The sequence below is a fragment of the Sphingomonas sp. SAFR-052 genome, assembly GCF_051965015.1.
GTDB lineage: Bacteria > Pseudomonadota > Alphaproteobacteria > Sphingomonadales > Sphingomonadaceae > Sphingomonas.
This window is the reverse complement of sequence record NZ_JBQCMO010000002.1, coordinates 77,610-90,665: the sequence shown is the minus strand read 5'-3', so window position 1 is coordinate 90,665 and position 13,056 is coordinate 77,610. Positions and strand designations below refer to the sequence as shown.

The window sequence follows — 13,056 nt, the reverse complement described above, 5'->3', positions numbered from 1 at the left end:
CGCAGCTTCGAGCCTGTCGAAGGCCCGTATCGAAGCACTGCCTCAGACGGTCCTTCGATACGCCATTTCGACAAGCTCGAACCTGCTCGAACCGAACGGGTAGCCTAGAGGTCAGACCCCCAACCACATCCTGAGCGGATTGGCCGGGTCGGCCATCAGCTTCACCGTCAGTGCCAGCGAGATGACGACCAGCAGCGGCCGGATCGCCCGTCCGCCGAAGCGGATGGCGAGCGCCGCGCCGACCTGTCCGCCCGCCAGGCTTGCAACCGCCATGGCGATGCCGAGCGTCCACCATACATGCCCGCCCGCGACCAGCACGGCGACCCCGGCGAGATTGCTGGCGAGGTTCAGCAGCTTGGTATGCGCCACCGCCCGCGTCGCGCCCATGCCGGCGGCGGTGACGAGCAACAGGGTGAAGAACGATCCGGTGCCGGGGCCGAAAAACCCGTCATAGGCGCCGATCGCCGCGACCGCGAGCAGCAGCCCGGCGGGCGCGAGACGGGTATGGGTATCGACGTCGGACAGGCGCGGACCGAACAGGAAATACAGCGCCATTGCGACCAGCAGGACCGGCAGCACCCCCGACAGGAAATGCGGGTCGATCGCCTGCACCAGCGCCGCGCCGCCCGCCGCCCCGGCGAACGAGGCGAGCGCCGGCCAGGCGAAGCGGCGCAGGTCGATATGGCCCTTTCGCCAGAAGGCGAAGGTCGCCCCGGCTGTCCCGCACGAACTCTGCAGCTTGTTGGTGCCGAGCGCCGCGACCGGCGGGACGCCCGCGGCGAGGAGCGCGGGCAGGGTGATGAGCCCGCCACCACCCGCCATCGCATCCAGCGTCGCCGCGCCGAACGCGACCAGCATGAGCAGGGCGATGAGGTCGATGTCCATGCGCGCGGCCGTAGCGGGCATGGGCGTGTTGCGAAAGGGAGTGGGGAGCTTCTGTTGCCCGGTGCTCCCCGTACCGCTGGAATCCCCTTCTGTTGCCCGGTGGGGTCCAACCGCGCTATTTTGGAGTAACTTCAGGCCGTGAGGCCCTTAGTTACGCCGCAATCGCGAGTGCTTCGTTATCGTTGGCACTTGTGTGTATGGGCCGTTGCGGTGGTCCCATTCCGAACGAAAACAGCGCTTTTCAACACACGTCGATCCTGGTTCGGCCCCGTCAGAAACGGTGTCCAGAAACACCACCTTATGGTGGAGCCGCCGGGTACTGCCCCCGGGTCCGCTGCGTCTATTGCACGCCGCAGTTTATCGTCATAGCCGGCTGGAAGCCGACAAGGGGGATATAGGCGGTTGTCCCGGCTTTGAAAAGAAGCGTACTTCCCTTGCCGTATCGCAAGTGGCATGGGCGTTGAACGATGTTGACCCAGCGTTCCCGCTATGCGTTGCGCGCGATGCTGTTCCTTGCCGAACAACCCGCGGGCGAGGCGCCGATGCCGATGCACCGCATCGCCACCGCCGCCAACGTGCCGCGCAAGTTCCTCGAACTGATCCTCGCCGATCTGCGCGAAGCGGGGTTCCTGTTGTCGACGCGCGGCAAGGCGGGCGGCTATCACCTCGCCCGGCCGGCGCACCTGATCTCGCTCGGCGAAATCATCCGCGTGATCGAAGGGCCGCTGGCGTTGGTGCCGTGCGTCAGCCGCACCGCCTATCGTCCGTGCGGCGATTGCAAGGACGAGGCAAGCTGCGCAATCCGCCACGCCATGGCGCGGGTGCGCGACGAAACCGCACGCATCCTCGACGGGACCAGCTTGGCACAGGCGGCGGCGCTGGAGCTGGCAGCGGCGTAACCGCGCGCGGGCAGGATCACGACGCTTGACCGGCAGGTCCGCTCGCCTAAGCCTCTCCGCCATGCAATCGCTCGTTTCCACCACATGGCTGGCCGACCGGATCGGCACGCGTGGCTTGATCGTCCTCGACGCGACGTTCGTGCCGGTACAGCCTGATCCCCCACGCGACGAAGCCGCCGACTATGCCGCCGCGCATATCCCCGGCGCGCGCTTGCTCGACCTGCGCGGCCTGTCGACGGGGCAGGCGACGTCGCTGCCCGCCGCGGACAAATTTGCGCAACGGATGGAAGCGATCGGGGTCGGCAACGACGCGGCGGTCGTGCTGTACGACGATTCGCCGCACCATACGGCGGCGCGGGCATGGTGGCTGTTCCGGCGGTTCGCGCCGTCGCTGCCGGTCGCGATCCTCGATGGCGGTTTTGCGAAGTGGCAGGGCGAAGGGCGATCGGTCGAAACCGGCGAGGCGATGACGGAGGCCGCGCGGTTCATCGCCGATCCCGATCTGGCGGCGGTCCGGACCAAGGCGATGCTGATGGCTGGGGATGGCGCGCAGCTCGTGGATGCCCGGTCGCCGGCGCGGTTCGACGGGAGCGAGGCCGATCCGCGTGGGTTGCCGTCGGGGCATATTCCGGGCAGCACCAACCTGCATTATGCGCGCTTCTTCCGCGACGACGGGACATGGCGTTCGCCCGACGAACTGGCGGCGCTGTTCGCGAGCGAAGGCGTCGATCTGGACCGGCCGGTGACGACGACCTGCGGGTCGGGCATCACCGCCGCGATCCCCGCCTTCGCGCTGCACCTGCTGGGCCGCGATGCGGCGCTGTACGACGGCAGCTGGAGCGAATGGGCCGCCGATCCACACACGCCGAAGGTGACCGCATGAGCAAGCACGACACCCCGCAATCGCCCGCGACGCGTGTCGTCACCGGCGGGCGGCGCGACGAATGGACCGGCGGCGTCGTCAACGTGCCGGTCTGGCGTGCCTCGACGATCCTGTACGACGACGTCGCCGATCTGCGCGCGGCGGCGGGGGCGAACACGCATCACCGGCTCTATTATGGCCGGCGCGGTACGCCGACCCAGTGGTCGCTGGCCGAGGCGCTGACCGAATTGGAGCCGGGGGCGGAGGGGACGTTGCTCTACCCCTCGGGCGTGGCGGCGATCACGACCGCGCTGCTCGCCTATCTGAAGCCCGGCGATCACCTGTTGCTGCCCGACAGCGCGTACGACCCGACCCGCGCCTTCGCCAATGGGATGCTCAAGACGATCGGGGTTGAGACGACGCTGTACGATCCGGTCGTCGGCGCCGGCATCGCCGAGTTGATCCGGCCGAACACCAGGGTGCTGTTCCTCGAAAGCCCCGGCAGCCTTACCTTCGAGGTGCAGGACGTGCCGGCGATGGCGGCGATCGCGCGGGAACGGGGCATCACGACGATCCTCGACAATACCTGGGCGACGCCGCTCTTGTTCCCGGCGATGGCGCATGGCGTCGACGTGACGATCATGGCCTGCACCAAATATGTGGTCGGTCATTCGGACGCGATGCTGGGATCGGCGACGGCGGTCGCGTCGCATTGGCAGGCATTGCGCGATGCGACCTATCAACTGGGCCAGCATGTCGGGCCGGACGACGCCGCGCTGGGCGCACGCGGGCTCCGGACGATGGCGGTGCGGTTGAAGCAGCACGGCGAGTCGTCGATCCGTATCGCCAAATGGCTCATGGACCAGCCGGGCGTCGCGCGGGTGCTGCATCCCGCGCTGCCCGGCTGTCCGGGGCACGACGTCTTCGTCCGCGATTTCCGGGGGAGTGCCGGGCTGTTCGCCTTCGTCCTCGACGGGGGTAGCGACGATGCGCGCGCGGCGTTGATCGACGGCCTCGCGCTGTTCGGCATCGGCTATAGCTGGGGCGGGTATGAGAGCCTCGCACTGCCGATCGATCCGCATCGCTATCGCAGCGTCACACGGGCGCAGGCCGAAGGACCGATGATCCGGTTGCAGATCGGGCTGGAGGATACCGACGACCTCATCGCCGATCTCGACGCCGGCCTCGCACGGTTCCGGGCGACGCGGTGAACGGGGTCGCCGACTGGCTGGCGGCGCGCGGCCTGCCGGTCGGCGGCGGCGCGGGATTGATCGAGGCGGGCGTAGCGCTCGGCCTCGTGCTGTTGTCGTTGGCGCTCGGCTGGTTCGCAGGGCGCTGGGCGGGGCCGGGGCTGACCGGGCTGTGGCGTGAGCGGGTGGGCGAGCATGCCACCGGCATCGTCGAGCGGCTGTGCGACATCGTCCGCCATCTGGTCGCGGTGCTGGCGCTGGCGATCGTCGCGCAGGGACGCGACTGGGGGGCGCTGGCCGACATCGTCGTCGGCGTGGCGCTGGGCGCGGCGGTCGCACGGCTGGCGGTGCAGTTGCTGCGCGGCGTCCATCTGGCGCGGTGGATGGCGTGGACCGTCGGTTTCATCCTGTTCGTCGCCGTGCTGTCGGGCGCGATCGGCGGGCTGGAGCCGATCACCGATACCCTCGATGCGATCGGCTTTTCGATCGGGCGAAGGCGATTGTCGCTGCTGGCGCTGGTCAGCACGCTGCTGACCGCCGTGGTGCTCTATGCGAACGTGCGGATCGTCAACAAGCTGGTCGCGCATGGCGTGGCGCAGGCCAAGGGGCTGGACCCGGCGCAGAAATTGCTGGCGCAGAAGCTGGCATCGATCGCGGTGGTCATCACCGCCTTCTTCTTCGGGATCGACCTGCTCGGCATCGACCTGACGACCTTCGCGATCTTTTCGGGCGGATTGGGACTGGCGGTCGGCTTCGGGTTGCAGAAGACGGTCGGCAATCTGATCGCAGGGATCATCCTGTTGATGGACCGCTCGATCAAGCCGGGCGACGTGATCGTCGTCGGCGACAGCTTCGGCTGGGTCAACAAGATCGGGGTGCGCGCGGTGTCGGTCATCACCCGCGATGGCAAGGAACATCTGATCCCCAACGAAAACCTGATGACGCAGGAGGTCGAGAACTGGTCCTTTTCCGACCGCAACGTCCGGGTGCGGATTCCGGTCGGGGTGGGGTATGAGACCGATTTGCGGCTGGCGCAGAAGCTGATGTTGCAGGCGGCGGTGGAAAGCCCGCGCGTGCTGCGCAGTCCCAAGCCGAATGTGTGGCTGATCTCGTACGGCGATTATGCGGTCGAGCATGAGATACTGGCGTGGATCAGCGACCCCGAACAGGGGGTCGGCAATGTCCGGTCCGACGTGCTCAACCGGCTGTGGGACCTGTTCAAGGAGAACGGGATCGAGATTCCGGTGCCGCGGCGCGAGCTGCTGTTCCGCGATGGGTTGACGGTGACGCGGGAGTAGGGTGCGCCTGCTTTCCTCACGTCACCCCAGCGAAGGCCGGCGTCTCCCGGTTATAGTTCAGGACGGGAGCCGGCAGAGACCCCAGCCTGCGCTGGGGTGACGTGAGGGGCGGCCGACACCTTTCCTCGCAACGTCTCACCCCCTATCTTCGCCACCGTGACGACCATCACCGCCCGCATCGCCGAGGGCGTCCGTGCCGTGCCCGCCGATCAGTGGGATGCGTGCGCGGGCACGGGCAATCCGTTCCTGTCCCACGCCTTCCTCTCGGCGCTCGAGGCGTCGGGCAGCGTCGGCGGGCGGTCGGGATGGCAGCCGCTGCCGATCATCGTCGACGATGCCGCCGGCATGCCGGTCGCGATCGCGCCCGCCTATGCCAAGGGGCACAGCCAGGGCGAATATGTGTTCGATCACGCCTGGGCCGATGCGTGGGAGCGGGCGGGGGGCGATTATTACCCCAAGCTGCAGATCGCGGTGCCCTTCACCCCGGTACCCGGCCCCCGACTGCTGCTGCGCGATGCCGAACAGGCGCCAGCGCTGATCGGTGCGATCGAGGCGGTGGTGCGGCAGAACGGGCTGTCGTCGGCGCACGCGACCTTTGTCGACGAGGCGCAGTTGGCTGCGTTTCAGGCGGCGGGCTGGCTGACGCGGGCGGGGACGCAGTTTCACTGGGCCAATCGCGGCTATGGCGGTTTCGACGATTTCCTGAACGAGCTTGCCAGTCGCAAGCGCAAGGCGATCCGCAAGGAACGCGCGGCGGCGCTCGACGGGCTGACGGTGCGGCACCTAACCGGGCGCGACATCCGGCCCGAACATTGGAATGCGTTCTGGGCCTTTTATCAGGACACCGGCAACCGGAAGTGGGGCCGGCCGTATTTGACGCGCAGCTTCTTTCCGCTGTTGACGGAGACGATGGGCGACGCGGTGCTGCTGATCCTTGCCGAGCGCGACGGCCGGCCGATTGCGGGGGCGCTCAACCTGATCGGTGGCGATGCGCTGTATGGACGCTATTGGGGCGCGGTGGAGGAGGTGCCGTTCCTCCATTTCGAGCTATGCTATTATCAGGCGATCGATGCCGCGATCGCGCGGGGCTTGCAACGGGTCGAGGCGGGGGCGCAGGGCGAGCACAAGCTGGCGCGCGGCTATGTGCCGGTGACGACCTGGTCAGCGCATTTCCTGCCCGATCCCGGTTTCCGCCGCGCGGTCGCCGAGTTTCTGGAACGCGAGCGCGCGGCGGTGGGCCACGAGCAGGAATATCTGGGCGAGATGACCCCGTTCCGGCGGGGGTGAGCTTTGAATTACCGGCATTGAACCGTACGTCATCCCAGCGCAGGCTGGGATCTCCCGGTGATGGCACGCAGCAGGAGCCGCGAGAGGCCCCAGCCTGCGCTGGGGCGACGTGTTCAGTCGGATGAATCGGGCTTTGCGTTTACTTCCGCCCGAACATCCCGCCGAGATTGCCGAGCACGTCGCCCGCACCCTTCGGATCGAGGTCGAAGCCGAATGCCTGCGCCACCTGTCCCAGCGCGTCGGCGCCGCCGATTTCGGACAGGATCGCCTCGATCTGATGGCGTGACACGCCGCTATGGTCGGCGGCGTCCTGTGCCGGGTCGGCATGGCCGGCGAACTTGCCGAGCAGGCCGATCACGGTCTGCACCTGTTCGGGGGTGATGCCCGCCTTTTCGGCGATGGCGGGCAGGTCGAAGCGGCCGGCAAGGTTCAGCGCGTTGTTGAGAAAGTCCATGGGCGTCTCCTTTACCGGACGATCGTGTCGCGTGCCGCCATCTGGCGTGACGGGCGGCGGCGGGGTTTGGCAAACGGCCGATTGCCCAGATCGCTCCATGTCAGCACCGGCGGGGGCACGCGGTGGTCGATCCGGAACAGCGCGCTGCGACCGTTGCGCCAGATCGGCACCAGCCCCTGTTCCAGCCGGCGGTCATATCTGGGCGGGCGGATCAGCCAGACATAGTCGAAAGCGTCGCGCGGGAATTTGTACAGCGCCCCGGCGATCGGCCGCCAATATTCGCGCGGGCATTTGACGTCGGTGACCAGTTCGGATGGATCGTGCGAAAAGCCGCGCGCGGGCTTGTAGCGCACCGTCAGCAATTGCCCGCCCGCCATCGACCATTGATCGTTGGCATAGGCCAGCCGCCGCGCCAGTGCCATGCCGGGCAGATGTTGCAGCCGGGTCATCCGCCATTCGTTGTAGCAAGTCTCCCCGACGAAGGTGACCAGCCGCGCGCCGACCGGGACATGGTCGAGCGCCGCCAGTTCGCGGTCGTAATCGCGATCGTACAGCCAGAAGCTGGCGGTGGTGGCGCCGATCCGCCCGACGAAGATGGCAAGACCGATCGCGGCCAGTACCCCGGCATGGCGGATCGACAGGCCGGGCTTGGGGCGGAGCGCGATCAAGCAGATGCCGAACAGATACGGGACCAGCCGCATATCGGCATAGGCCGACCCGAACACGATGCGCGGCAACAGGATATAGACCGCGATCAGGAACAGCGCCGACAGGCCGAGATTGCGCGAATAGCCGATATTGGGATCGCGCAGCCCCTTGAACAGCACGAGGTAGAAGACCGCGACCGAAGCGAGGTCGTAGAGTTGCCATCGGTCGCGCAGCGTCATGGTCATCCACAACATCTTGGCGCGCCAGTTGAACCAGTCGGCGGTCTGCCCGCCGACATGCCCGCCCGAACGCCACAGCAGCATCAGCAGCGCGGGCGGAGCGAGCACGAGGCAGTGCAGCCCGGCATGGAAGGCGGCGGCGAACCAGTTGCGCCGCCGGTCATGTTCGCGGATCAGCTCGGCCGAGGCGGCGAGCACGCCCAATGTCCCCCAGCCGAAAGTATGGGTCAGCCAGATCAGCCCCGCGATCGGCACGAACACGATCCCGCGCAGCAGCAGCCGCCCCTGCCGCCCCAGCCGCAGCCACAGCGCGAAGGCGTTGAGCGCGAGCGCCATCGACAGCGCGAAGTTCGCGAAACCGAAATGCAGCGGAAAGCTGTAGACGATCGGCAGCGCGAACAATGCGGTCGCCGGGATGCGGCCATGCACCTCGCGCGCGATCCACAGCAGTCCGACCGCGGTCAGCGGCGGGATCGCCATGATGATGAGCTTGACGGTCGGTTCGAGGCCGAGCAGCGGCTCGAACAGCCAGACCAGCAGGTCGACGCCGAGATTGCCGATCAGGCTCCAGTCGAAATTATACCAGTCGTGGAACCAGGGTGCCTGTCCGGTGTCCCAGAGCTGCTGGACACGGTAGCGCCCCATATGGCCGGGCAGGTCGACCAGCGGCGGGACGTCGGGCCATAGCAGCGGGACGACCGCCAGCACCGCCATCAGCGCGACGAACCATCGCGTCTGCCACCAGTAAAGTCGATCCCCCTGCATCGCGCGCTTTTAGTCGCCGCCGCCCCCGTTCGACAAGCGTTCAGCATCGACGACGCGAAAGGCACGCAGCGTACCGCCTGTCGCGACCGGTACCAGCCATGCGGGGGTATCGCCGCGTTGCAGCAGTTCGATCAGGCTTCCCGCGCGCAGCCGCTCGATATTGTGCTCACGCAGGTCGCCGGGACACACCGCGACATAGTCGATTGCCCAGCGACGGGCCATCGCCTGCGCCCGATCGGGCGACCCGAGGAAGAAGCGGTAGGAGGCGAGATTGCCGCTGTTGTTGCGGTGATAGGGGGCGGCCACGACGTGGTGCCGGGTCAGCCCGATGAAATAGGCGCCGTCGTTGATCGGGGCCATGATCGTGCCCGTCGGCAGCCGCCCGACCATCAGGAACGGCGCGGCACGGACGCAGTCGTCATAGATGCGCCGCGCCTGCGCCTCCGGCCGCGCGACGATCCGGTCGAGGCCAACCCCCATCAGATACCACAGGATGCCCGATCCCGCCGCCCACCAGCCGAGGCGTCGGAAGAGGTCGGCCCTGTCGTTCGACGCGGCGATCCGGACCGCCATCGGAATCGTTGCCAGCCCGGCGAGGATATAGGTGACCCGAACCCGCGCGATCGCCGCGATCAGGCTGATGCAGAGCAGAACCGCGAATGCGATCCATCGCCGATCGGCGGACCGGACGGCCTGTACGATCGCGGCCAGCGATCCGATCGTCGACAGGGCGCCGAAGGCGAGGATCGTACCTGGCGAGTTCTGTTCGAAGAACAGGCCGCGTGCCTCGCTGACATTCGCCATCCAGGCCTGCTTCAGAAACGGATGCAGCGCGTCATAGGGGCCGGCAAGGCAGACCATCGAGGTTTGCATGACCGACAGGGCGACGACGGCCCCAATCAGCGCCGCCGCCACCAGTCGCATCCGCCAGCCCCGCGCCCGGCGACCAGCAAGGCCGAGCGCCACCCAGCCCGCGCCTAATGCCAGCGCGGCGCTGGTCGAGGCCGGGGTGAAACCGTCGCACCATTGGCGCGGCCATGCGTTGGGATGGAGGAAGGCGAGCATCAGCCCGGTGCCGAGCAGCAGCGTCGCGCCGAACCCGCGGGCGCGCGCGTCTTCCGCGGCATTCCCCGTCAGCCACAGACAGCCGAGCCCCGCCATCGCCGCGACCAGTTCGGGTGCGGACTCCAGCCCGATCGCCAGTGTCGCCACCGCGATCAGCCCCATTGCCGCGCCATTCGCTGTCGACGGACGCCCGATCAGCCCGGCGGCAAGCGCGAAGATCAGCACGATCTGCAGCGCGTGATGATCGATCCGGCCGGGCACGAACAGGATGATCGTCGGGAAGGCGATCGCAGCGAGCAGGATCGCGACCGGGCGCGCCGCCCGCCCGCCCAGCGTCGTGGCGATATGCGCGGCAAGCAACAGGTACAGGAACAGCAGCAGCGCGGGCCATGCGATCACCGCCGACACCTCCGCCCAATGGGCACCGACCAGCGGCGTCAGCGTGAGAATCATCGCCGCGGGCACCGCATCGGCCAGCCGCGACCAGTGCATCGGCGCCCCCCCGGGCGGCCCCAGCCGATATTGCATCAGGTCGTTCAGCCGTTGCCCGCCGATCCAGTCGCGAATCTGCGCAAGCCGCATCATGTCGTCATTGTCGGGCAGTCGCAGCAACCGGAGCGCAGGCCATTCGGCGAGCGTCCGGGTCAGGGTTAGCAAGATCGCCAGCGTGACCGCGAGCAGCAACGACACCCGCCAGGATGCGCGATCGGTGGACGGTTGGGTGGCGGGGATCATGTCCTGCCAAATGCCCGGAGCATGCTTAATTTTGCGTATAGCCGTTAACCAACTCTTCGTTCCTTGCCCGGCATAGCGATACCATCGCCGCATGGAGCGTCCTGATGCCCGCCGTCGCCGTTTCCCCGTTGCCCGACGAACCCGCAGCGACGCTCGATCGCATCGAATTGTCGATCGTCATGCCCTGCCTGAACGAAGCCGAGACGCTGGCCGTGTGCATCAAAAAGGCGCGGGCGTTCCTCGATACCCATGGCATTGCCGGTGAGGTCATCGTCGCCGACAATGGATCGACCGACGGATCGCAGCAGATCGCCAATGCGATGGGTGCGCGGATCGTCGCCATTCCGGTGCGCGGCTATGGCGCGGCGCTGGCTGGCGGCATCGATGCGGCGCGCGGCACATTCGTGGCGATGGGGGACGCCGACGACAGCTATGACTTCGGCAGCCTGTTGCCGTTCGTCGAGCGGCTGCGCGGCGGTGCCGATCTGGTGATGGGCAACCGGTTCCTCGGCGGGATCGCGCCCGGTGCGATGCCGTTGCTCCACCGGTTCCTTGGCAATCCGTTACTCAGCTTGCTCGGCCGCGCTTTTTTCGGAACGCCGGTCGGTGATTTCCATTGCGGTTTGCGCGCATTCCGTCGCGATAGGGCACTGGCGCTGGGCCTGACGTCGCCGGGCATGGAATTCGCTAGCGAGATGGTGGTCAAGGCATCGATCGCGGGGTTCGCCATCGCCGAGGTGCCGACCACGCTGGTGCCCGATGGGCGATCGCGCCCGCCGCACCTGCGCACGTGGCGCGACGGCTGGCGGCACCTGCGCTTCCTGCTGCTCTATGCGCCGCGCTTCCTGTTCCTCTATCCGGGGCTGGCGCTGCTCTTCGCCGGGCTTGGCGCAACCGCGATGCTGGCGACCGGCGACGTCGCGATGGGGGGCGTCGCGTTCGGCGTGCACACCATGATCTTTGCGACGATGGCGGCGCTGATTGGGGCGCAGATGGTCGGGCTGGCGGTGCTGGCGCGACTGTTCGGCATCCGCACCGGCATGTGGCCCGAAAGCCGAGGAATGCGCCGGGTACGCGGCTCGTTCACCGTCGAGCGCGGCTGTATTGTCGGTGCGCTGTCGCTGCTCGCGGGACTGGCCGGCGGGGTCACGGCGACGATGGTCTGGGCACAGGCCGGGTTCGGGCCGCTCGTGACGGGCGAACTAATGCGGCTGACGATCCCGTCGATGCTGCTCGGCTGTCTCGGCGTGCAGATTGCGGCGACGTCGTTCTTCGCCGGGCTGCTCGACCAGCCGCAGGACATCCGCCCCACGGTCTGATCGAGCGAGCGGTTCGCCTTACCGGTCGCGCCGGCCCAGCAGGCGCAGGCGCAGCGCGTTCAGCTTGATGAAGCCCGCCGCGTCGCGCTGGTCATAGGCGCCCTGATCGTCCTCGAACGTCACGACCTTTTCGCTGTAGAGCGAGTTGGGCGACCGGCGGCCGATGACATGGACGCCGCCCTTGTACAGCTTCAGGCGGACTTCGCCCGACACCTTGTGCTGGCTATGGTCGATCGCCGCCTGCAGCATCTCGCGCTCCGGCGAGAACCAGAAGCCGTTATAGACCAGCTCGGCATAGCGCGGGGCGAGTTCGTCCTTGAGGTGCGCGGCACCGCGGTCGAGCGTGATCTGTTCGATCGCACGGTGCGCGGCGTGCAGGATCGTGCCGCCCGGCGTTTCGTACATGCCGCGCGACTTCATGCCGACGAAGCGGTTCTCGACCAGGTCGAGCCGGCCGATGCCGTGCGCGCGGCCCAGTTCGTTCAGCTTCGCGAGTAAGGTCGCGGGCGACATACCCTCACCATCGACCGCCACCGCATCGCCGCGTTCGAAGGCGACGGTGATGACCTGCGGCGTGTCGGGCGCGTCCTCAGGATTGACGGTGCGCGAGAAGACATAGTCCGGCACCTCGTCCCACGGATCCTCCAGCACCTTCCCCTCGGACGAGGTGTGCAGGAGGTTCGCATCGGTCGAGAAAGGCGATTCACCGCGCTTGTCCTTGGGCACCGGAATCTGGTGCTGCTCGGCAAAGGCGATCAGCGCGGTACGGCTGGTCAGGTCCCATTCGCGCCAAGGCGCAATGACCTTGATATCGGGCTGGAGCGCATAATAGCCGAGTTCGAAGCGGACCTGGTCGTTGCCCTTGCCGGTGGCGCCGTGGCTAACCGCGTCGGCATTCACCTGACGCGCGATCTCGATCTGGCGCTTGGCGATCAGCGGGCGCGCGATCGAGGTGCCGAGCAGGTACAGCCCTTCGTACAAGGCGTTCGAGCGCATCATCGGGAACACGAAGTCACGGACGAATTCCTCGCGCAGGTCGTCGATGAAGATATGCTCGGGCTTGATGCCCATCAGCTCGGCCTTCTTGCGCGCCGGCTCCAGCTCCTCGCCCTGGCCGAGATCGGCGGTGAAGGTCACCACCTCGCACTTATATTCCTGCTGCAGCCACTTCAGGATGACGCTGGTGTCGAGACCGCCCGAATAGGCGAGGACGACGCGGTTGATGGATTCGGCCATGGGCAGGCTCCTTGGGGGTCGCGAAAACGGTTGGCCGGGCGACTAGGCGACAAGGGGGCAGGGCGCAAGGATGTGCGGAGGTGTTCCGTCTACCCGCCACCCGTTTGCTTCGAGCGCAGGTTCGAGCCTGTCGAGAACCGAAGTCGAGAAGTGGGTGCCCCAAGCGGGCCGTTC

At 67.4% G+C, this 13,056-nt stretch carries 11 protein-coding genes and 1 other RNA gene; 6 read left to right on the top strand and 6 right to left on the bottom strand.

From position 1 onward, the window contains the following. Positions 1–111: 111 nt before the first annotated feature. On the bottom strand, positions 112–885 hold the full coding sequence (locus ACTHQV_RS03430; RefSeq protein WP_440488386.1) for a TSUP family transporter: 774 nt from the start codon (positions 883–885) through the stop codon (positions 112–114). A 78-nt stretch (positions 886–963) separates the two neighbouring features. Then, positions 964–1,309: a transfer-messenger RNA gene (gene ssrA, locus ACTHQV_RS03425) on the bottom strand. Positions 1,310–1,352: 43 nt separating this feature from the next. Here ssrA and ACTHQV_RS03420 point away from each other — a divergent pair. From ACTHQV_RS03420 to ACTHQV_RS03400, 5 genes are all read left to right on the top strand, one after another. After that, positions 1,353–1,784 (top strand): RrF2 family transcriptional regulator, encoded by a 432-nt coding sequence (locus ACTHQV_RS03420; protein WP_056455391.1) that lies wholly within the window; start codon positions 1,353–1,355, stop codon positions 1,782–1,784. Positions 1,785–1,845: 61 nt separating this feature from the next. Next, positions 1,846–2,667, top strand: a complete 822-nt coding sequence (locus tag ACTHQV_RS03415; RefSeq protein ID WP_440488385.1) for a sulfurtransferase — start codon at positions 1,846–1,848, stop codon at positions 2,665–2,667. Next, complete coding sequence (gene metC, locus ACTHQV_RS03410; protein WP_440488384.1) at positions 2,664–3,857, top strand: cystathionine beta-lyase; 1,194 nt, start codon at positions 2,664–2,666, stop codon at positions 3,855–3,857. Before ACTHQV_RS03415 ends, metC begins: the two co-directional genes overlap by 4 nt. Next, positions 3,854–5,134 carry a mechanosensitive ion channel family protein gene (locus ACTHQV_RS03405; RefSeq protein WP_440488383.1) on the top strand — a complete coding sequence of 427 codons (1,281 nt, stop codon included), beginning with the start codon at positions 3,854–3,856 and terminating at the stop codon, positions 5,132–5,134. Before metC ends, ACTHQV_RS03405 begins: the two co-directional genes overlap by 4 nt. Positions 5,135–5,290: 156 nt before the next feature. Beyond that, a complete protein-coding gene (locus tag ACTHQV_RS03400; protein WP_440488382.1) occupies positions 5,291–6,421 on the top strand; it encodes a GNAT family N-acetyltransferase in 1,131 nt (376 codons plus the stop codon). 139 nt (positions 6,422–6,560) lie between these two features. Here the strand turns inward: ACTHQV_RS03400 and ACTHQV_RS03395 are convergent, their stop codons facing one another. The 3 genes from ACTHQV_RS03395 to ACTHQV_RS03385 are packed head-to-tail and all read right to left on the bottom strand — an operon-like array spanning position 6,561 to position 10,327. Beyond that, complete coding sequence (locus tag ACTHQV_RS03395; RefSeq protein ID WP_440488381.1) at positions 6,561–6,875, bottom strand: hypothetical protein; 315 nt, start codon at positions 6,873–6,875, stop codon at positions 6,561–6,563. Between the two features lie 11 nt (positions 6,876–6,886). Then, the gene (locus tag ACTHQV_RS03390; RefSeq protein WP_440488380.1) at positions 6,887–8,527 is read right to left on the bottom strand and encodes a hypothetical protein; all 1,641 of its coding nucleotides are present in this window, start codon (positions 8,525–8,527) and stop codon (positions 6,887–6,889) included. A gap of 9 nt (positions 8,528–8,536) precedes the next feature. Then, positions 8,537–10,327 (bottom strand): hypothetical protein, encoded by a 1,791-nt coding sequence (locus ACTHQV_RS03385; protein ID WP_440488379.1) that lies wholly within the window; start codon positions 10,325–10,327, stop codon positions 8,537–8,539. 104 nt (positions 10,328–10,431) lie between these two features. On the opposite strand from ACTHQV_RS03385, the gene ACTHQV_RS03380 reads away from it, so the two are divergent. Next, positions 10,432–11,646 (top strand): glycosyltransferase family 2 protein, encoded by a 1,215-nt coding sequence (locus ACTHQV_RS03380; RefSeq protein ID WP_440488378.1) that lies wholly within the window; start codon positions 10,432–10,434, stop codon positions 11,644–11,646. 18 nt (positions 11,647–11,664) lie between these two features. Here the strand turns inward: ACTHQV_RS03380 and ACTHQV_RS03375 are convergent, their stop codons facing one another. Beyond that, the gene (locus ACTHQV_RS03375) at positions 11,665–12,882 is read right to left on the bottom strand and encodes an argininosuccinate synthase (RefSeq protein WP_242118648.1); all 1,218 of its coding nucleotides are present in this window, start codon (positions 12,880–12,882) and stop codon (positions 11,665–11,667) included. Positions 12,883–13,056: the final 174 nt, after the last annotated feature.

What these genes read in the sequence shown, in the direction of transcription:
- ACTHQV_RS03430 (WP_440488386.1), bottom strand. Translation starts at nt 885, where the DNA reads ATGGACATCGACCTCATCGCCCTGCTCATGCTGGTCGCGTTCGGCGCG.
- ACTHQV_RS03420 (WP_056455391.1), top strand. Translation starts at nt 1,353, where the DNA reads ATGTTGACCCAGCGTTCCCGCTATGCGTTGCGCGCGATGCTGTTCCTT.
- ACTHQV_RS03415 (WP_440488385.1), top strand. Translation starts at nt 1,846, where the DNA reads ATGCAATCGCTCGTTTCCACCACATGGCTGGCCGACCGGATCGGCACG.
- metC (WP_440488384.1), top strand. Translation starts at nt 2,664, where the DNA reads ATGAGCAAGCACGACACCCCGCAATCGCCCGCGACGCGTGTCGTCACC.
- ACTHQV_RS03395 (WP_440488381.1), bottom strand. Translation starts at nt 6,875, where the DNA reads ATGGACTTTCTCAACAACGCGCTGAACCTTGCCGGCCGCTTCGACCTG.
- ACTHQV_RS03390 (WP_440488380.1), bottom strand. Translation starts at nt 8,527, where the DNA reads ATGCAGGGGGATCGACTTTACTGGTGGCAGACGCGATGGTTCGTCGCG.
- ACTHQV_RS03385 (WP_440488379.1), bottom strand. Translation starts at nt 10,327, where the DNA reads ATGATCCCCGCCACCCAACCGTCCACCGATCGCGCATCCTGGCGGGTG.
- ACTHQV_RS03380 (WP_440488378.1), top strand. Translation starts at nt 10,432, where the DNA reads ATGCCCGCCGTCGCCGTTTCCCCGTTGCCCGACGAACCCGCAGCGACG.
- ACTHQV_RS03375 (WP_242118648.1), bottom strand. Translation starts at nt 12,882, where the DNA reads ATGGCCGAATCCATCAACCGCGTCGTCCTCGCCTATTCGGGCGGTCTC.